Source organism: Mycolicibacter icosiumassiliensis (assembly GCF_900078685.2).
Taxonomy (GTDB): Bacteria; Actinomycetota; Actinomycetes; order Mycobacteriales; family Mycobacteriaceae; genus Mycobacterium; species Mycobacterium icosiumassiliensis.
The window spans coordinates 67,440-85,168 of the sequence record NZ_LT546166.1 but is presented as its reverse complement, the minus strand read 5'-3'; the positions used below and the strand labels follow the sequence as shown (position 1 = coordinate 85,168).

General features: G+C 66.4%; 21 protein-coding genes. 9 read left to right on the top strand and 12 right to left on the bottom strand.

The annotated features are described in order from the left end of the window. Window positions 1–29 precede the first annotated feature (29 nt). From BN4346_RS18505 to BN4346_RS18320, 3 genes are all read right to left on the bottom strand, one after another. Complete coding sequence (locus tag BN4346_RS18505; protein ID WP_067966684.1) at window positions 30–641, bottom strand: heparin-binding hemagglutinin; 612 nt, start codon at window positions 639–641, stop codon at window positions 30–32. A 61-nt stretch (window positions 642–702) separates the two neighbouring features. Beyond that, the gene (locus BN4346_RS18375) at window positions 703–1,095 is read right to left on the bottom strand and encodes a helix-turn-helix domain-containing protein (RefSeq protein WP_067966680.1); all 393 of its coding nucleotides are present in this window, start codon (window positions 1,093–1,095) and stop codon (window positions 703–705) included. 87 nt (window positions 1,096–1,182) lie between these two features. Continuing rightward, window positions 1,183–2,535, bottom strand: a complete 1,353-nt coding sequence (locus tag BN4346_RS18320; RefSeq protein WP_235653498.1) for a DUF445 domain-containing protein — start codon at window positions 2,533–2,535, stop codon at window positions 1,183–1,185. A gap of 146 nt (window positions 2,536–2,681) precedes the next feature. Here BN4346_RS18320 and BN4346_RS18170 point away from each other — a divergent pair, with 146 nt between their 5' ends. Then, window positions 2,682–3,413, top strand: a complete 732-nt coding sequence (locus BN4346_RS18170; RefSeq protein WP_067966678.1) for a TetR/AcrR family transcriptional regulator — start codon at window positions 2,682–2,684, stop codon at window positions 3,411–3,413. Here BN4346_RS18170 and BN4346_RS18080 read toward each other — a convergent pair. From BN4346_RS18080 to BN4346_RS17595, 3 genes are all read right to left on the bottom strand, one after another. Beyond that, window positions 3,407–4,264 (bottom strand): 3-hydroxybutyryl-CoA dehydrogenase, encoded by an 858-nt coding sequence (locus BN4346_RS18080; protein ID WP_067966675.1) that lies wholly within the window; start codon window positions 4,262–4,264, stop codon window positions 3,407–3,409. The two genes, BN4346_RS18170 and BN4346_RS18080, sit on opposite strands and share 7 nt — an antisense overlap. Window positions 4,265–4,463: 199 nt before the next feature. Beyond that, entirely contained in the window at window positions 4,464–5,750 is a 1,287-nt protein-coding gene (aceA, locus tag BN4346_RS17605) for an isocitrate lyase (RefSeq protein WP_067966672.1), read from the bottom strand. A 300-nt stretch (window positions 5,751–6,050) separates the two neighbouring features. Then, a complete protein-coding gene (locus BN4346_RS17595) occupies window positions 6,051–6,866 on the bottom strand; it encodes an acyl-[acyl-carrier-protein] thioesterase (protein ID WP_067966669.1) in 816 nt (271 codons plus the stop codon). A gap of 85 nt (window positions 6,867–6,951) precedes the next feature. On the opposite strand from BN4346_RS17595, the gene ramB reads away from it, so the two are divergent. The 3 genes from ramB to BN4346_RS17220 are packed head-to-tail and all read left to right on the top strand — an operon-like array spanning window position 6,952 to window position 10,379. After that, a complete protein-coding gene (gene ramB / locus BN4346_RS17240; protein ID WP_024444015.1) occupies window positions 6,952–8,379 on the top strand; it encodes an acetate metabolism transcriptional regulator RamB in 1,428 nt (475 codons plus the stop codon). Beyond that, window positions 8,376–8,915: a carboxymuconolactone decarboxylase family protein gene (locus BN4346_RS17225; RefSeq protein WP_067966666.1), complete on the top strand. Its 540-nt coding sequence runs from the start codon at window positions 8,376–8,378 to the stop codon at window positions 8,913–8,915. Before ramB ends, BN4346_RS17225 begins: the two co-directional genes overlap by 4 nt. A gap of 6 nt (window positions 8,916–8,921) precedes the next feature. After that, entirely contained in the window at window positions 8,922–10,379 is a 1,458-nt protein-coding gene (locus BN4346_RS17220) for a DUF92 domain-containing protein (protein WP_235653497.1), read from the top strand. A 12-nt stretch (window positions 10,380–10,391) separates the two neighbouring features. Here BN4346_RS17220 and BN4346_RS16875 read toward each other — a convergent pair whose 3' ends face one another. Beyond that, entirely contained in the window at window positions 10,392–11,522 is a 1,131-nt protein-coding gene (locus BN4346_RS16875; protein WP_067966664.1) for a BTAD domain-containing putative transcriptional regulator, read from the bottom strand. 233 nt (window positions 11,523–11,755) lie between these two features. Between BN4346_RS16875 and BN4346_RS16785 the strand changes: the two genes are divergently transcribed. After that, on the top strand, window positions 11,756–12,010 hold the full coding sequence (locus BN4346_RS16785) for a hypothetical protein (RefSeq protein ID WP_067966661.1): 255 nt from the start codon (window positions 11,756–11,758) through the stop codon (window positions 12,008–12,010). Between the two features lie 87 nt (window positions 12,011–12,097). Here the strand turns inward: BN4346_RS16785 and lpdA are convergent, their stop codons facing one another. Next, window positions 12,098–13,492, bottom strand: a complete 1,395-nt coding sequence (lpdA, locus tag BN4346_RS16645; RefSeq protein ID WP_067966657.1) for a dihydrolipoyl dehydrogenase — start codon at window positions 13,490–13,492, stop codon at window positions 12,098–12,100. 101 nt (window positions 13,493–13,593) lie between these two features. On the opposite strand from lpdA, the gene BN4346_RS16615 reads away from it, so the two are divergent. Genes BN4346_RS16615 through BN4346_RS16600 form a run of 4 tightly spaced genes read left to right on the top strand, consistent with a single transcriptional unit; the run spans window position 13,594 to window position 14,923 of the window. After that, on the top strand, window positions 13,594–13,833 hold the full coding sequence (locus BN4346_RS16615; RefSeq protein ID WP_067966654.1) for a DUF6364 family protein: 240 nt from the start codon (window positions 13,594–13,596) through the stop codon (window positions 13,831–13,833). Between the two features lie 2 nt (window positions 13,834–13,835). After that, on the top strand, window positions 13,836–14,252 hold the full coding sequence (locus tag BN4346_RS16610; RefSeq protein ID WP_067966651.1) for a PIN domain-containing protein: 417 nt from the start codon (window positions 13,836–13,838) through the stop codon (window positions 14,250–14,252). 36 nt (window positions 14,253–14,288) lie between these two features. After that, window positions 14,289–14,534: an antitoxin VapB family protein gene (locus tag BN4346_RS16605; RefSeq protein ID WP_067966750.1), complete on the top strand. Its 246-nt coding sequence runs from the start codon at window positions 14,289–14,291 to the stop codon at window positions 14,532–14,534. Continuing rightward, window positions 14,519–14,923 (top strand): type II toxin-antitoxin system VapC family toxin, encoded by a 405-nt coding sequence (locus BN4346_RS16600; protein WP_067966648.1) that lies wholly within the window; start codon window positions 14,519–14,521, stop codon window positions 14,921–14,923. Before BN4346_RS16605 ends, BN4346_RS16600 begins: the two co-directional genes overlap by 16 nt. 3 nt (window positions 14,924–14,926) lie before the next feature. Here BN4346_RS16600 and BN4346_RS16595 read toward each other — a convergent pair whose 3' ends face one another. Genes BN4346_RS16595 through adh form a run of 4 tightly spaced genes read right to left on the bottom strand, consistent with a single transcriptional unit; the run spans window position 14,927 to window position 17,699 of the window. Then, complete coding sequence (locus tag BN4346_RS16595; protein WP_078058394.1) at window positions 14,927–15,460, bottom strand: hypothetical protein; 534 nt, start codon at window positions 15,458–15,460, stop codon at window positions 14,927–14,929. Next, window positions 15,453–15,731 (bottom strand): putative holin, encoded by a 279-nt coding sequence (locus BN4346_RS16535; RefSeq protein ID WP_078058393.1) that lies wholly within the window; start codon window positions 15,729–15,731, stop codon window positions 15,453–15,455. Before BN4346_RS16535 ends, BN4346_RS16595 begins: the two co-directional genes overlap by 8 nt. Window positions 15,732–15,760: 29 nt before the next feature. After that, window positions 15,761–16,162, bottom strand: coding sequence for a DUF779 domain-containing protein (locus BN4346_RS16430; protein ID WP_067966641.1), 402 nt, complete (start codon window positions 16,160–16,162; stop codon window positions 15,761–15,763). 13 nt (window positions 16,163–16,175) lie between these two features. Continuing rightward, on the bottom strand, window positions 16,176–17,699 hold the full coding sequence (gene adh, locus BN4346_RS16110; RefSeq protein ID WP_067966638.1) for an aldehyde dehydrogenase: 1,524 nt from the start codon (window positions 17,697–17,699) through the stop codon (window positions 16,176–16,178). Window positions 17,700–17,729: the final 30 nt, after the last annotated feature.

Genomic DNA, 17,729 nt, shown 5'->3' with positions numbered 1-17,729 from the left:
CGGGCACCGTCCCGGGCGTCGAACTGCGACTACTTCTGGGTGACCTTCTTGGCCGGAGCCTTCTTGGCCGGAGCCTTCTTGGCCGGGGCGGCCTTCTTCGCCGGAGCCTTCTTGGCAGCCGGCGCCTTCTTGGCGGGGGCCGGCGCGGGCTCGTCCTTCTTGGGAAGCTCGATGCCGACCAGCTTGGCGGCACGCTCGCCGACCTCACGGGTCTGGGACGCGACGTTCCCCAGCACCTCCTGGGTCAGCTCGACGGCGTGGTCGACGTAGCCCTCCACCTGCGCCGAAGCGTCGTCCAGACCGGACTGGCTGCGCAGCCGCACCAGGGCGGCCTCACCGCGCACCACCAGGTCGTTGTACCGGTCGCTGGCAGCCTCCACGTAGCCCTCGGCCGCCTTGCGCAGCTCCTCGGCGGTGAAACGCTCCCGCAGCTCGGCGAACTGCTCGGGCAGCTCCTCCTGCAGCTTGGTCAGGCGAGCGCGGCTCTCCTCAACCCGGGTGCTGGCGTCTTCGCGGGCTTCGCCGGCGCGATCGCGCAAGGTGGTGACGAGGTCGTTCACGGTGGCCAGGGCCAGGTCGGCGGCGCCGAGCGCGGCGAGCAGCGGGGCCTTCAGTTCTTCGATGGTCGGGTTCTCGGCCATGTCGGGTTCCTTTCGGGTTGAAATCGTGCGTAGGTAATTCGGTCAGGAGGACGAAAGCGGATCAGTCAGGTGGCGTCTCCTCACCGTCGGCTTCGTTCTGCTGGACGAAGGAGGTGTAGATGTCGAGCAGAACCTGCTTTTGCCGTTCCGTGATCGCCGCATCGGCAATGACGGCGTCACGGACCTCGCCCTTCTCGCTCGGCTCCAAAATTCCCGCCCGGACGTAGAGCACCTCGGCGGAAACCCTGAGGGCCTTGGCGATCTGGTTGAGGACGTCAGCGGAAGGCTTACGCAGTCCACGTTCGATCTGGCTCAGATACGGGTTGCTGACGCCGGCCTTGTCGGCCAGCTGACGCATGGACACCTGCGCGGCTTCGCGCTGGGACCGGATGAAGCTACCGATATCCGCCGCAGCCGTGGACACCACTGCGGCAAGTTTGTCATCCTGCGACACCGGTGACCCCTTTCGTGGACTCGCGACTGCTGACACGTACCACGATAACGGCGAGTGCTAACTTTTGCAAGCACTTGCTAGCGCAGGTCAGAACATAAGTTGAGCTATGGCGTAGATCGCCAGACCGGCCAGCGCGCCAACCACGGTCCCGTTGATCCGGATGAACTGCAAGTCACGCCCGACGTGCAATTCGATTCGCCGGCTCGCCTCGGCGGCATCCCAGCGCTCGATGGTCTCGGTGATGATCGCGGTGATCTCCACCCCGTAGTGGCCGACCAGATGTTGGGCGGCCCGCACGATCCAGTTGTCTACCTTGTCGCGCAGTTCTGCCTTGTCACGCAACGATTCTCCGACCTGGACCACGGTCGCGGCCACCCGCGTCCGCAGCGCGCTGGACGGGTCGTCGACACCTTCGAGCACCAGCCGCTTGAGCGTCCGCCAGGCCGTCGCCGCGGCGTTGGCGACTTCCTCGCGGGCCATCAGCTGCTCTTTGACCGCATCGGCTTTCGCGATGGTCGGCTGATCGTGCTGCAGGTCGTCGGCGAATTCGAACAGGAATCGGGTCGCGCTGCGCCGCAGTTCGTGATCAGGATTACGGCGCACCTTATCGGTGAAATCCATCAGTTCACGGTGGATGCGGTCACCGACCAGATGGTCGACGAACCGCGGCGACCAGGTCGGAGAGTCCCGCTCCACGACTCGCTGGATGACTTCGCCGGCATTGAGCGACCACTGGAAGGCCCGGTCGGCCAGCAGCTGGATCAGCGCCTCCTGCCGGTTCTCCGCCAGCAGCGAGCCCAGCACCCGGCCCACCGGCGGACCCCAGTGCGGCTCGGCGATGCGTTGCACGATCATCCGGTCGATCACGTCCTGGACGTCGTCGTCGCGCAGCATCTCGATCAGGACCCGCAGCACGGTCGAGGTCTCGGCGGCCACCCGCTCGGCATGCGTCGGCTCCGATAGCCATTTACCCACCCGGCCAGCGATCTGCGCGTCGCGCAGCTTGGTCTCGATCACCGGCGGTGACAGGAAGTTCTCCCGCACGAAGGTGCCCAGCCCCTCCCCGAGCTGGTCCTTCTTGCGCTTGATGATCGCGGTGTGCGGGATCGGAATACCCAGCGGGTGCTTGAACAAGGCGGTGACCGCAAACCAGTCCGCCAGCGCGCCGACCATGCCGGCCTCGGCGGCGGCGCCGACGTAGCCCACCCAGGCGGGGGCCAGACCGTCCGCCTGCACCCACCGGCACAGCACGAAGACCACGGTCGCGCCGAGCAAAAAACTCAGCGCGACTACTTTCATCCGGCGCAGATCGCGCAACCGGACGGCGTCCGCGACCGGATCGGCGCCCGCGAATGACTCCGCCAGCGACTGCACGGTTTGCGCGGCGCCCGGCCAACTCGACTGGTTCTCTGGATGCACCACCCCACCATCATCCGCCATCAGCGCAGCCGGGTATATGCGGCGGTTCCAGCTTCGCCTCGCCTCCGGCGAGCCTCGCTGAACCACCGGTAACTGTTACCGGACCACAAAGTTTGCTGGACCAGCCCGTATTATCTATTGCGTCTAGTGAATGGGAATCCGCGATAGTGGCAGATCAGCTCCGCACCGGCACCGCCAAGACTGATGGTCGAAAGCGGCGCTGGCACCAGCACAAGGTCGATCGACGCAATGATCTGATCGACGGAACGATCGAGGCGATCCGGCGCCGCGGCCGGTACGTGAGCATGGATGAGATCGCCGCGGAGATCGGCGTGTCCAAGACGGTGTTGTACCGCTACTTCGTCGACAAGAATGATCTGACCACTGCGGTGATGATGCGCTTCGCGCAGGCCACCCTGATCCCCAACATGGCGGCGGCACTGTCGTTGAACCTGGACGGCTTCGACCTGACCCGCGAGATCACCCGGGTGTATGTACAGACCGTGGCCAACGAGCCCGAGCCCTACCGATTCGTGATGGCGAACAGCTCGGCCAGCAAGAGCAAGGTGATCGCCGACTCCGAGCGCATCATCGCCCGGATGCTGGCGGTGATGCTGCGCCGCCGCATGAAGGCAGAGGGCCTGGACCTCGGCGGAGTGGAGCCGTGGGCGTACATGATCGTTGGTGGCGTCCAGCTGGCCACCCACTCGTGGCTGCTGGACCCGCGGATGAGTGCCGATGAGCTGATCGACTACCTGACCATGCTCAACTGGAGCGCGCTGTGCGGCATCGTCGAGGTCGGCGGATCGCGGGAGAAGTTCAACGCCGGCCCGCACCCGTCACCGATGCTGCCGTGGCGGCGGGCGGCCGGTGCGCAACGGCGCGCCGCGGATCAGTAGGTGTAGAAACCCCGGCCGGACTTCTTGCCCAGCTGACCGGCCTCGACCATGCGCAGCAGCAGCGGCGGCGCGGCGTAGAGCGGCTCCTTGAATTCCTCGTACATCTTGTCCGCGATCAGCTTCAGCGTGTCCAGGCCGACCAGGTCGGACAGCCGCAGCGGGCCCATCGGGTGCGACAGACCGGCGACAATTGCCTTGTCGATGTCCTCGACGGTGGCAAATCCGGACTCCAGCATGCGAACCGCCGACAGCAGGTAGGGCACCAGCAGGGCGTTCACCACGAAGCCGGAGCGGTCCGAGCAGCGCACCACCTGCTTGCCCAGCACCGCGCTGGCGAACTCCTCGGTGCGGTTGGCGGCGGCGGGGTCGGTGACCAGGGTGCTGACCAGCTCGACCAGCGGCAGCACCGGAACCGGGTTGAAGAAGTGCAGGCCCAGCACCCGCTGCGGGTTCTGCGTGGCAGCGGCGATCTTCATGATCGGGATGGACGAGGTGTTCGACGCGAGCACGGCGTCCGGGTCGGTGATCACCCGGTCCAGTTCGGCGAAGATCTTCGATTTGACGGTGTCGTCTTCGATGACGGCTTCGATGACGAGCTGACGGTCCGCCAGCTCGCCGAGGTCGGTGGTGAAAGTCAGGTTGCCGACGGCGTCGTCGCGCTCGCGCTCGGTGATCTTGCCCGCGCTCACGCCGCGCTCCAGCGACTTGACGATTCGGTTGCGGCCCGCGGTGACCAGTGCCTCGGTGGTCTCGAAGACCGTCACCTCGACGCCGGCACGCGCCGACACCTCGGCGATTCCGGCGCCCATCTGCCCGGCTCCGATAACACCTACTCGTTGGATCGACACCATGTTCCTTTCGGGTCCCTTCTCAGCCTCAGCGGCAGCAACAGGCCCCGCCCAGGCTGGCTGGGCGGGGCCTGCGCTGTCAACTCCCCCGCGGCGCAATCCGACTTCCACCGCGGGAAATCACTTCCCCGCGAGCAGACACAAACTCGCACTACCTGAGCGGCAATTGCGCGAGTCTGCGTCTGCTCGGCGAGTTAATGGCCTAGTGGAACTGGCCCTCTTCGGTCGAGCCGGCCAGCGCCGTGGTCGACGAGGTCGGGTCGACGGTGGTGGCGATCCGGTCGAAGTACCCGGCACCGACCTCGCGCTGGTGCTTGGTGGCGGTGTAGCCCCGCTCCTCGGCGGCGAACTCGCGCTCCTGCAGCTCGACGTAGGCGCTCATCTGCTTGCGGGCGTAGCCGTGGGCCAGATCGAACATCGAGTAGTTCAGCGCGTGGAAGCCGGCCAGGGTGATGAACTGGAACTTGAAGCCCATGGCGCCCAGCTCGTTCTGGAACTTCGCGATGGTCGCGTCGTCCAGGTGCTGGCGCCAGTTGAACGACGGCGAGCAGTTGTAGGCCAGCATCTGGTCCGGGAACTCGGCCTTGACGCCCTCGGCGAACTTGCGGGCCAGCTCCAGGTCCGGGGTACCGGTCTCCATCCAGATCAGGTCGGCGTACGGCGCGTAGGCCTTGGCCCGGGCGATGCACGGCTCCAGACCGTTCTTGGTGTAGTAGAAGCCCTCCGCGGTCCGCTCACCGGTGATGAACGGCTGGTCGCGCTCGTCGACGTCGGAAGTGATCAGGGTGGCGGCCTCGGCGTCGGTCCGGGCGATCACCACGGTCGGCACGTCGGCGACGTCAGCGGCCAGGCGGGCCGAGGTCAGGGTGCGGATGTGCTGCTGGGTGGGGATCAGCACCTTGCCACCCAGGTGGCCACACTTCTTCTCCGAGGCCAGCTGGTCCTCCCAGTGCGAACCCGCGACACCGGCGGCGATCATCGCCTTCTGCAGCTCGTACACGTTGAGCGCGCCACCGAAGCCGGCCTCACCGTCGGCCACGATCGGGGCCAGCCAGTTGTCCACCGAGGTGTCGCCCTCGACCTTGGCGATCTCGTCGGCACGCAGCAGCGCGTTGTTGATCCGGCGCACCACCTGCGGCACCGAGTTGGCCGGGTAGAGGCTCTGGTCGGGGTAGGTGTGCCCGGACAGGTTCGCGTCACCGGCGACCTGCCACCCAGACAGGTAAATGGCCTTCAGGCCGGCCCGCACCTGCTGGACGGCCATGTTGCCGGTCAGCGCGCCCAGGGCGTTGATGTAGTCCAGGTCGTGCAGCTGCTCCCACAGCACCTCGGCGCCGCGGCGGGCCAGGGTGTGCTCTTCGACGACGTGGCCCTGGAGCGCGACGACATCTGCGGCGGAGTAGGTGCGGGTGACACCCTTCCAACGCGGGTTGTGGTCCCAGTCGTGCTGGATCTGCTCGGGGCTCTTCGGCGTGCCAACGGTCGACATAGGATGCGCTCCTTTGCGTTCTCGATCGGTCGGGGCCGCCGGACCCGAGAATTGCTTCCCGGCTTTGCTAACACCCCGATCGATTCACTGGTGTGTTAATGCGACCTTGACACAGGACATCTCCCCAGGTCCAGCCGTTTCCATTGCCAACTTCAGCCATGCATCGCGAACAAATTGCAAAGTTTGCGAAGAACCGTCGGGACAAAGCGTCGTGGAATCGGCCAGAAAGCTACCGGTCGGTAACATATCCACACAGGTCAGCGCACGTTTTAGCAGTACGCCCGTACTGACTAGAACGTGTTACAGCGGGAAGATTGCGGCGAGGGCTTTGACCTCTTCGCCCACCAGGTATGTGAGCGTTCTAACAGTGCGATCGACCAAGTCCGGCCCGAACATGTCGGTCGATCCGGCCGGGTGGACGTGGGAGACGATCTCTAGTTTGTCGCCCAGCGCGACCGCCGCGTCGTGTTCCAGCGTGACCCGCAGCGGCGCCCCGAGCAGCTCGGGGTAACTCGACAGGTAGTCCTCGACCACGGTCCAGTACACGGAGTTGTTCATGTGGTCGAACAGGTCGATGTCGGTGAACCGCAGCGGGTACTCGTGGATCTCATCCGCGTCCTCACGGCCACCGGCCTTCAGGTAGGCCTTCCAGCGCAGTCGGTCGACGGTGGTGGTGCGCTTGAGCCCGGCCAGGAAGTCTTCCGAGATCCGCGCCGGTCCCTGGGTCTCGCGGTTGATGTTGATCCAGAACGCCTCGGATTCGATCAGCCCGCCCTTACGGCCATCGATACGGACCCGCATCTCACACCAGCGGTTGGAAGTGCCCGAACACCAACGCCGCATCCGGAGCATGTCCTGGAACTCGATCGGACGGATCAGGTCCATCATGGTGCGCCGGACGATCCACAGCGGGTGCGTCTCCTGATATCCGCCCTCCCGCAATTGATCCTGGCCGATGTCCTGGATATGACGGGCGGCCGCGTCCATCCGCAGGCGGCCCAGGCGGTCGATATCGGCGACCCGCAGCGGCCACTGCCGGTCGAACACGTCGGGATGCGGGTCCGGCACCGGCATCAAGACCTTGGCCAGGCCGGTCGGCTCCTGTGTCTGTTGCATCGTTGCTCCCCGTGGTCTTTCCCTGAGCGGATCATGCCATGCCAACAATGCGAATGCCGCCTTCGCAGCAGGTAGGGTCGATGAGGTGGCCAAGACGTATGTCGGCGCCCGAGTGCGCCAGCTGCGCAGCGAACGCGGGTTCAGTCAGGCTGCACTGGCCCAGATGCTGGAGATCTCACCGAGCTACCTCAACCAGATCGAACATGACGTTCGTCCGCTGACCGTCGCGGTGCTGCTCCGGATCGCCGAGGTCTTCGGCGTGGATGCCAGCTTCTTCGCCTCCCAGGACGACACCCGGCTGGTCGCCGAGCTGCGCGAAGTCGCCATGGACCGCGACCTCGACATCGACGTGGACCTGGCCGAGGTAGCCGAATTGGTCAGTGCCCACCCTAAATTGGCTCACGCGATGGTCAACCTGCACCGCCGCTACCGCATCACCACGGCCCAACTCGCCGCGGCCACCGAGGAGCGCTTCTCCGACGGCAGCGGCACCGGCGCGATCACCATGCCGCACGAGGAGGTCCGGGACTACTTCTATCAACGCCAGAACTACCTGCACGAACTCGACACCGCCGCCGAAGATCTGGCCACCCGGATGCGCAGGCACCAGGGCGAATTGGCCGTCGAGCTGGCCAATCGACTCACCGAGGTGCACGGGGTGCACATCAACCGCCGCATTGATCTGGGCGAGACGGTGCTACACCGATACGACGCCGAAACCCGGACATTGGACATCTCCAACCACCTGTCCTGGGGGCAGCGCGTGTTCAAGATGGCCGCCGAACTGGCCTACCTGGAATTCGACGACCAGATCTCGGCCATGGTCGAAGAGGGCAAGTTCACCTCCAAGGATTCCCGCACGCTGGCCCGGCTCGGGTTGGCCAACTACTTCGCGGCGGCGATCGTGTTGCCCTACGGACAATTCCACGACAGCGCCGAGACGTTCCGCTACGACATCGAACGGCTGTCGGCTTTCTACCGAGTCAGCTACGAGACCATCGCCCACCGACTGTCCACCCTGCAGCGACCGTCGATGCGGGGCGTGCCGTTCTCCTTCGTCCGAGTCGACCGGGCCGGCAACATGTCAAAACGACAGTCAGCCACCGGCTTCCATTTCTCCTCCAGCGGCGGTACCTGCCCGCTGTGGAACGTCTACGAGACATTCGGCAACCCGGGAAAGATCCTGGTACAGATCGCCGAGATGCCCGACGGCCGCAAGTACATGTGGGTGGCGCGCACCGTCGAACGCCGTGCCTCGCGCTGGGGCCAGCCGGACAAGACGTTTGCGATCGGACTCGGTTGCGAACTGCGCCATGCGCACCGGCTGGTCTATTCCGAAGGCCTGGATCTGGCGGCCGGCCACGACGTCCCGGCCACGCCGATCGGGGTGGGCTGCCGGGTCTGCGACCACGACAACTGCCCGCAGCGGGCTTTCCCCGCGTTGGGCCGTGACCTGGATCTCAACGAACATCGCAGCAGTGTCTCGCCCTATCTGGTAAAGCAACAGCGGTGACTCTTCGTATCCCCGATTCCCCCGGCCTGCGCGACCTCGGTGTCACGAACTGGCTGGTGTGCAAAGTCGTCGCCTTGCGCCAGCACGTACCCCGGGCGCACTTGTTCACCACCCTCGGCCAGCACCGGCGATTGATGTGGGCCTGGCTGCCGTTCGGCGGGGTGCTCATGCGGGGCGGCAAACTCTCGAGCCGCGACACCGAGTTGGTGATCCTGCGGGTAGGGCACCTTCGCGACAGCCAGTACGAGCTGCAGCACCATCGCCGGATGGCCCGGGCGGTCGGTCTCGACGACGCCACTCAGACGCTGATCTTCGAAGGCCCCAGCGTGGCCGGGCTCACCGACCGGCAGCGCGTACTGCTGACCGGGGTCGACGAACTGGTGGGAACCCGCACGCTCTCGGATGCCACCTGGGCCCAGCTGGCCGAACATCTGGATCGCCCGCGGCTGATCGAATTCGTCATGCTGACAAGCCAATACGATGCACTGGCCGCCACCCTGAGCGCACTGCGGGTTCCGCTGGACTTCGATGAGTAGCCCTGCGTGACCGCTACCGTGAGCCACGACCTGGCCGTCGCCGGGGGTGGGGTCCTGCTGATCGCAGCAGTCCTGATCGTGGTCGGGCGCGCACTGGCACGACGGGGAGCCAGTCCGTTGGTCACCCGCAAGGTCCCCCACGCGCTGTGCGGGCTGTTCGCTGCCCTGGCCGCGTTCCAGTTGTCGCACGGGGTGGTGGTGGCCGGCGTGCTGGCCGCCGCGACGGTGGGCCTGACGGTCATCGTGGAGCGCGGCCTGATCCCGGTGCCGGGAGTCTTTGACGGCACCCGGTCGCGCGACTACGGACTGGTCGGCTTCGCGGCCGGAGCATTGGTCGCGGTGCTGGCGTTCTGGCCGGATCGGGTCGCCATCGCAGCAGGCGTGGTGGTGCTGGGGTTGGCCGACGCCGGTGCGGCGCTGATCGGGGACCGCTACGGCAGGCACCGGGTCGAAGCCGGTGGCGGGGTCCGCTCCCTGGAGGGATCGCTAGCCTTCGTCGTCATCGCGTTCGCCGTGTCGTGGGCGTTCTGCCGGATCGGCCTTGAACTGAATACGTTTATGGCGGTGTCGGTTTCGCTGTTCGTCGCGATGACCACCGCCGCCGTGGAACTACTGGTGCTGCCCGCGGCAGACAACCTGCTGATCACACCGTGGGTTGCACTTCTGCTGCACGTGGCGCGGGAGCTGTCGACCGATGACGCACTACGCTGGCTGGCCGCGGTGGTATTCGGCTGCGCCATCGTGCCGTTCATGCTGCGGATGCGGTGGCTGGATCTGCCGGGCGCGCTCTGCGGCGGCCTGATCGCCGGGGTTGCCGTCGGCCTCGGCGGGTGGGCGTGGATCCTCCCGGCCGCGCTGTTCTTCTCGCTGACCAGCCTGCTCACCGCGTATCGCCGACCCACCCGAAGCGGGAGCATGCGCACCATGAGCCAGGTCGCGGTGAACGCCGGCCTTCCGGTGCTGGTTCCGGTGATCGGCTATGCGTTCACCCGCGACCCGCTCTGGTACGCCGTGTCGATCGGCGGGATCGCGGCCGGCATCGCCGACTCCTGGGCCTCGGAGATCGGCCGCTTCTCTTCCCGAGAGCCGCTGTCGCTGCGCAGCTGGGCGCGGGTGCCCAAGGGCACCTCGGGGGCGGTCTCCCCGCTGGGTTCGGGCGCGACGGTGCTGGGGGCGTTGGCCGTCGGCGCATTCGGCGCCCTGTTCGGCGGGCTCGCGATGGTGCCGGTGGGCCTGGCGGCCGGCGTCGTCGGCTCCCTGGTCGACACCCTGATCGGGGCCACCGTGCAGGCCCGCTTCGTCTGCCCGACGTGCGGTGCCACCGTAGAGGAGGGTCTGCACTGCGGCGCGCCGACGCAGCCTTCCACCGGCTGGCGGTGGGTGGGTAACGACGCGGTCAACGCCTGCGCGAACCTGGCCGGCATGGCGGTGGGATACGGGGTTTTCGGGCTGATCGGGGGCTGATCGGCGGGTCGGTCAGCGAGCTTGGGAGTGGATCGCGAAGACGAACTCGTGGACGCCGATGCGGATGCGATCGCCGTCAGCGAGCACGACGCTGGCGTGAATCCGGCGACCGTCTACCGTGACGCCATTGGTCGACCGCAGATCGGTGATCACGAAACCCGATCCCGTGTAACCGATTACGGCGTGGTTGCGGCTGACGTCGTCGGCGTCGAGAACGATGTCGTTGTCGGGAAGTCGCCCGATCCGGGTGGTCGCCGCGTCCAGCCGATGGCGGCATCCGGCCGCATCACGCAACTCCGCGGACACAGACCTCTCAACCTTCGGGCTGAGATTGACGGCGCTGTGCGCGGTGGTACTGCTAGCGGCTGCGGGCGGCTGCGGTGGCTGCTGGTGCAGTATTCGGTCATACAACGCACTGATCGTGGGCCCGGGGTCGATACCGAGATCCTCCGCCAGGGCCGTCTTCAGTCGCCGATAGGCGTCCAGCGCGTCGGATTGGCGCTCCGCGGCGTAATAGGCGGTGATCAGCTGAGCCCACAATCGTTCCCGGTAGGGATGTTCGGCGCTGAGCGCCTCGAGTTCGCCGATGATGGCATGGGCGCGCCCACACGCGATGTCGGCTTCGGCCCGCGCGACCTGGGTCACCACCTTGTCTTCGGACTGCACGGCGGCGAACGGTTCGACGAAGGCGAAGTCGCGCAGGTCGTCGAGGACCGGACCGCGCCATTCGGCCAGCGCGGCAGACAGGTGGCTGCTGGCTTCGCCGAATCGTCCGGCGGTTGCGGCCTGCACGCCCAAGTTCCGTTGAGCGGTGAAGCGCCCCAGATCCCAGTGGGCGTCGGCGAAACAGAGCCGGTATCCGGGCGGCGCGCTCGCCAGAGCGGTCTGCGGTTCGACACCGGCGGTGCCGAGCAGGCGGCGCAGATTGGAGACGTAGGAGTGGATACTTGCCCGTGCCGCCGGGACCGGCGTCTCGCCCCACACCGCGTGAATCAAGGAATCCACCGAGACCGGCCGGTTGTGGTTGATCACCAACATGGCCAGCACCGCCCGCTGTTTCGCCGCACCCAGCGGCACCGGGGTGCCGTTCACCCTCATCTCCAGCGGTCCCAGCACGCCGAACTCGAGGGTTACGTTGCGCATCGCGCCACCACCCTTTCGAGGTTCGCCCGTGCCGGCCCGCTGCCGAGACGTACCAGGTATACCGGCAATTCCTCCACGGCGGCTGAACGACTGGCCGCCGCCCCTCTGCGCGCTGGCGTGCGACGCAAGAATGTCTCAAGAATCCGTGGAGTACTCCGCAAGGGGTCTGCTGCAACCTGGGTGTTGTCGGCCCCAGCCGGGGCCAGGGCTCGAAGCGAGAGAGGTGGTTGATCATGAACGCAAAGCGTGCGGTGGGTGCGTCCGCGATCGCAGTCGGGATCGGACTGTCGGGACTGTTCGGTGCTGGAGTCGCGGCGGCCAACGCCGCTCCCGCGATGTTCCAGCCCGGGATGAGTCTCTACAGCCAGTCCGGTCCGGACATCCGGCTTGACCACCACGACCGCAAGAAGGCATTGCGGCAGGAGAAGCGCGACCTCAAACACCACCGCCAGGACCTCTCCTCGGTCGGTGCGGGACACCGCTGGTAATCCGCGGGATTCCCCGACGCGGATGGCGGGCTACCACTGTGGTAGCCCGCCATTCTCGCGCCTCAGCTGGGTTCGCCGGTCACCGCTTTAGAAGTTGATCATGTGGCCGGTTAGGCCGTGGAAGCACTCCTGCAGCGCCTCGGACATGGTCGGGTGGGTGTGCACGTTGCGGGCCAGCTCGTTGGCGGTCAGATCCCACTTCTGCGCCAGGGTGAGCTCCGGCAGCAACTCAGACACATCGTGGCCGACCAGGTGCCCGCCGATCAGCTCGCCGTAGCGGGCGTCGGCGATCAACTTCACGAACCCGCTCGGGTCACCGACGCCGTGCGCCTTGCCGTTGGCGGTGAACGGGAACTTCACTACCTTGACGTCGTAGCCCTCGGCCTTGGCCTGCTCCTCGGTGAGCCCGAAGCTGGCCACCTGGGGCTGGCAGAAGGTGGCCCGCGGCATCATCCGGTAGTCGCCCAGCGACATGGTTTCGGCCCCGCCGATGGTCTCGGCGGCCACCACGCCCTGCGCCTCGGCGACGTGCGCCAGTTGCAGCAGCCCGGTGACGTCCCCGATGGCGTAGATGTGCGGCGCCGAGGTCTGCAGGTACTCCCCGACGCCGATGGCGCGCCGTTCGGTCAGCGCGACGCCCGCCGCCTCCAGACCGTAGCCGTCGACGTTGGGGGCGAATCCGATGGCCTGCAACACTTTGTCGGCCTTGAGTTCCTCGGCCTGGCCGTCCTTGCTGACCGTGACGGTCACGGTCGAACCGTCATCGACTATGGACTCCACCTTGGTTCCGGTGCGGATCTTCACACCCAGCTTCTTGAACTGCTTCTCGATCTCCTTGGACACGTCGGCGTCCTCGTTGGGCAGCGCGCGCGGCAGGAACTCCACCACGGTGACGTCCACGCCGTAGTTGGCCAGCACGTAGGAGAACTCCATGCCGATGGCCCCGGCGCCGGCGATGATGATCGAGCTCGGCAGCTCCCGGCTCAGGATCAGCTGCTCGTAGGTGACCACGTTGGCCGACAGTGACGTGCCCGGCACCAGCCGGGTGCTCGACCCGGTGGCGATGATCGCGTTGTCGAAAGTGACGGTCTCGGTTCCGCCGTCGTTGAGCTCGACGGCCAGCGTGTTGGCGTCGGTGAACCGGCCGTAACCGTGGATCTCGGTGATCTTGTTCTTCTTCATCAAGAAGTGCACCCCGGCGACCCGGCCCTCGGCGACCTTGCGGCTGCGATCGAACGCCGCGCCGTAGTCGAAGCTGGCCTCCCCGCTGATTCCGAACATTTCGGCTTCGCGGCTGAAGATGTGCGCCAGTTCGGCGTTGCGCAGCAACGCTTTCGACGGGATGCAGCCGACGTTCAGGCAGACGCCGCCCCAGTACTTCGGCTCGATGATGGCGGTGTTCAGGCCCAGCTGGGCGGCGCGAATGGCCGCGACGTATCCGCCGGGGCCGGCTCCGAGTACGACGACGTCATAGTGGGTCACAGACCTACCCTATCGGGGCCGCGCTGGCTGTGGGCAGTGGCGGTAAGCACGTCCAACGGCGATTGAATTAGGGGCGGTGTTTCAGCGCGACACTGAAACACATGGTCTCGAAGAACATCACGCTGACCATGCCTGCGGAGCTGGTCCGTCGCGCGAAGGTGTTGGCGGCGCAACGCGACATGTCGGTGTCGAGCCTGGTCGCACGATTGCTGGAGCAAGTTGTCGGCGAGGTGGCCGACTATGACGACGTGGCCGATCTCGAACGCCGGATGATGGACGGGGATGCCGGCCTTCAGCTCGGACCGATTACCTGGTCCCGGGACGACCTTCACCAGCGCTGACCATGGAATTCGTCGACACCAGCATCCTGCTCTACGCCTACGACGCGACGGCCGGCGAGCGCCATGAGTCCGCCCGAGCGTTGGTTGATCGGCTGTGGCGGGAGCGCCGCGGCGCCCTGAGCGTCCAGGTACTACAGGAGTTCTACGTCAACGCGACATGCAAGGCGGCCACACCCGTGGACCCCAAGTCCGCGGCTGACCGGCTGAAGAGCCTGACACGCTGGCGGGTCCACTCGCCCCTGCCGGACGACGTCATCGCCGCGGCGACGTGGTCGACTCGGCATCAACTTTCGTTTTGGGACGCGATGATCATCCGCAGCGCCGCCGAATTACGGTGCGACACCTTGTGGACTGAAGATCTCAGCGACGGGCAGATGATCGAGGGAGTTCGGCTGGCCAATCCGTTCAGTACGGGATGAGTAGCATACACAGATCCATGCATGTATACATGGATAGTGGCGACGAAAACGATCTCCATCGACATTGATGCCTACGAGCGGCTCCGCGGTGCTCGACGCACGCCTGACGAGTCGTTCTCCCGGGTCATCAAGCGCGCCCACTGGCGCGACGACACCCGTACCGCCGCGGCGCTGCTCGACGCACTGGCTGAGACGCCCACGGTTGATGCGGACGTGCTGGCACGCCTCGATGAGGCGCAGCAGGCCGACACCCCCCCCGAGGACCGATGGCACTCCGGCTGAGCCTCGACACCACGTTCCTGATCGACCTGCAACGAGAGCGTTCTGCCGGCGACGACGACGGTGCGGCGCACCGGCTGCTGAAAAACTCACCCGAAGCCGAACTGTTCCTGTCCACAGTTGCGCTGGGCGAATTCGCGGAGGGCTTCGACCAGCCCGATCACCCCGTCGTCAACGCCGTCCGCGCCGGGCACACCCTGGCGCCGGTCGACGAGCAAACCGCGTTGACCTATGCCCGGGTGTCGCGGGAGCTACGCCGCCGCGGCGAACTCATCGGCACCAATGATCTCTGGATCGGCTGCACCAGCCTGGCGCTGGGCATCCCGGTTGTCACGGCGAATGTTGCGCACTTTCAACGCATCAGCGGACTCGGGGTCGTCCAGTACCGCTGACCCTCAGTACGGGATAATTCCGGCGACACAGCGACTCACGTGCTGGCAGTAGTAGTGCCCGTACAGCGGCGCAGCGGCGACCGCGGCGGCGAACACCGCCGACATCAACGCGATCGCCACGGCCGACACCAGCGGCTTCTCCCCCACCATCGCCACGATCAGCCCGGCGACCACACACACGGCGGCATAGACCAGCACCACGAAGACGGCCGGTGTCTTGTCGGCCAGGCTGTACCACCAGGCGAACAGCCCCAGACCGATCCCGGCGGCCGGAATCCATACCGCCAACAGCACCAGGGTCAGCTGCCACCACTTCAGGAATTGGTATTGGCCTGTGAGGACCACCGGTTTGGGCGGTTTGCCCGGCGGCGGTGCGGACGCCGACGTAGGGCTTTCCGGTTCCGGCTCCAGCACCGGCTCGTCCAGTGCCTCCGCCGGCCCGGGCAGCGGTATCGGATGCGGCCCGGTGTCGAAGATCGGTGCCATGTGCGGCTCGGTCATGGGCAGTGACCCGGTGTCGGTGGTGTTGTCAGACACCTGCCACCACCTGAATCGCGGCCAGTGCACTGAACCACCCGACCGCCATCGCGAGCAGAAACGCACCCAGTGCGGTTACCCACCGACGCGAGGAGACGAACACCAGCACCAGCCCCGCGATGCTGGGCGCTCCGAGCACCAGCGTGATCGCGACGTCCGGGCGCAGCGGCGCGGCGATGACCAGGCTCAATCCGATCCCGGCCAAGATGCCGACCGCAGCCCCGACCAGCATGGCGCTGCTCAACAACCAAGGGCGTGGCAGCGGAATCACACCACCAGATTTTACGGCGTTCGCGCCGGTCAGCGTGGTAACGACCCGGTAATCACCGGGACTGTTTCCAGCAGCGTGTTCTCGTCGCCGCTGAAGGCCCGGCCGCGCGTCAGGAACCGCATGCCTTCGGGTGCCTCCAGGCTGAACCCGGCTCCGCGGCCGGGCACCACGTCGATGATCAGCTGGGTGTGCTTCCACGCGGCGAACTGCGGACCGGAAATCCAGACCGGCACTTCGATGCCGACCTCCAGCACGCCGAGCAGCACGTCGTGGTCACCGATGATGAAGTCGCCGTCGGGATAGCACATGGGCGCCGACCCGTCGCAGCAGCCGCCGGACTGGTGGAACATCACCGGGCCGTGGCGCGCCACCAGACGCGCCACCAGTTCGGCGGCCGCGTCGGTGATCAGCACCCGGTCCGGTGCGTCCATCAGAACATGCCCATCAAAAAAGACCCTGTGCCGACTGGGAGTAGGACACCAGCAGGTTCTTGGTCTGCTGGTAGTGGTCGAGGACCATCTTGTGGTTCTCCCGGCCGATGCCGGACTGCTTGTAGCCGCCGAACGCCGCATGCGCGGGATAGGCGTGGTAGCAGTTCACCCACACCCGCCCGGCCTGGATGTCGCGCCCGGCCCGGTATGCGGTGTTGCCGTCGCGGCTCCACACCCCGGCAGCCAGCCCGTAGAGGGTGTCGTTGGCGATCTCGATCGCGTCGGCATAGTCGGTGAACGACGTCACCGACACCACCGGACCGAAGATCTCCTCCTGGAAGATCCGCATCTTGTTGTGGCCGGCGAAGATGGTCGGCTGCACGTAGTAGCCGCCGGACAGCTCACCGCCCAGCTCGGCGCGCTCACCGCCGGTGACGGTGGTGGCGCCCTCGTCCTTGCCGATCGCGATATAGGACAAGATCTTCTCCAGCTGGTCGTTGGAGGCCTGCGCCCCGATCATCGTGGTGATGTCGAGCGGATCGCCTTGGCGGATCGCCTTGGTGCGGATCGCCGCCAGTTCCAGGAACTCGTCGTAGATGGGGGCCTGGATCAGCGACCGCGACGGGCAGGTGCACACCTCGCCCTGATTGAGGGCGAATCCCGCAAACCCCTCTAGAGCCTTGTCCTGGAAGTCGTCGGCCGCGGCCAACACATCGGAGAAGAAGATGTTGGGACTCTTACCGCCGAGCTCCAGGGTCACCGGGATGATGTTCTGGCTGGCGTACTGCATGATCAGCCGCCCGGTGGTGGTCTCGCCGGTGAAGCCGATCTTGGCGATCCGGTTGCTGGTCGCCAGCGGCTTGCCCGCCTCAACACCGAATCCGTTGACCACGTTGACGACTCCCGGCGGGAGCAGGTCACCGATCAGGCTCATCAGGAACAGGATCGAGGCGGGGGTCTGCTCGGCCGGCTTGAGCACCACCGCGTTGCCGGCCGCCAGGGCGGGCGCCAGCTTCCAGGCGGCCATCAACAGCGGGAAGTTCCACGGGATGATCTGACCGACCACGCCCAGCGGCTCGTGGAAGTGGTAGGCGACGGTGTCGTTGTCGATCTGGCTCAGCGCACCCTCCTGGGTGCGGATCGCCGCGGCGAAGTAGCGGAAGTGATCCGCGGCCAGCGGGATGTCGGCGGCCAGCGCCTCCCGGATCGGCTTGCCGTTGTCCCACACCTCGGCGACCGCCAGCTGCTCGCGGTGTTGGTCGATCCGGTCGGCGATCTTGGACAGGATCGCCGCCCGGTCGGCTGGGGAGGTCTTGCCCCAGGCCGGTGCGGCAGCGTGCGCGGCGTCCAGCGCCAGGTCGATGTCGGCCGCCGTGGAGCGCGGGATCTCGCAGAACACCTGGCCGGTGACCGGGGTGGCATTTTCGAAGTACTCACCGCCGACCGGTGCCACCCACTGCCCCCCGATGAAGTTCCCGTAGCGCGACTCGTAGCTCATGAGCGCGCCTGCGGAACCCGGTCGTGCGAAAACGGTCATCGATGCTGCTCCTTAGCCGTGGGTGTTACC

Bases quoted from the DNA above. Each gene is read 5' to 3' on its own strand.
- BN4346_RS18505 (WP_067966684.1), bottom strand. From the start codon at position 641: ATGGCCGAGAACCCGACCATCGAAGAACTGAAGGCCCCGCTGCTCGCC.
- BN4346_RS18320 (WP_235653498.1), bottom strand. From the start codon at position 2,535: ATGGCGGATGATGGTGGGGTGGTGCATCCAGAGAACCAGTCGAGTTGG.
- BN4346_RS18080 (WP_067966675.1), bottom strand. From the start codon at position 4,264: ATGGTGTCGATCCAACGAGTAGGTGTTATCGGAGCCGGGCAGATGGGC.
- aceA (WP_067966672.1), bottom strand. From the start codon at position 5,750: ATGTCGACCGTTGGCACGCCGAAGAGCCCCGAGCAGATCCAGCACGAC.
- BN4346_RS17595 (WP_067966669.1), bottom strand. From the start codon at position 6,866: ATGCAACAGACACAGGAGCCGACCGGCCTGGCCAAGGTCTTGATGCCG.
- BN4346_RS16875 (WP_067966664.1), bottom strand. From the start codon at position 11,522: ATGCGCAACGTAACCCTCGAGTTCGGCGTGCTGGGACCGCTGGAGATG.
- BN4346_RS16785 (WP_067966661.1), top strand. From the start codon at position 11,756: ATGAACGCAAAGCGTGCGGTGGGTGCGTCCGCGATCGCAGTCGGGATC.
- BN4346_RS16615 (WP_067966654.1), top strand. From the start codon at position 13,594: ATGGTCTCGAAGAACATCACGCTGACCATGCCTGCGGAGCTGGTCCGT.
- BN4346_RS16610 (WP_067966651.1), top strand. From the start codon at position 13,836: ATGGAATTCGTCGACACCAGCATCCTGCTCTACGCCTACGACGCGACG.
- BN4346_RS16600 (WP_067966648.1), top strand. From the start codon at position 14,519: ATGGCACTCCGGCTGAGCCTCGACACCACGTTCCTGATCGACCTGCAA.
- BN4346_RS16430 (WP_067966641.1), bottom strand. From the start codon at position 16,162: ATGGACGCACCGGACCGGGTGCTGATCACCGACGCGGCCGCCGAACTG.
- adh (WP_067966638.1), bottom strand. From the start codon at position 17,699: ATGACCGTTTTCGCACGACCGGGTTCCGCAGGCGCGCTCATGAGCTAC.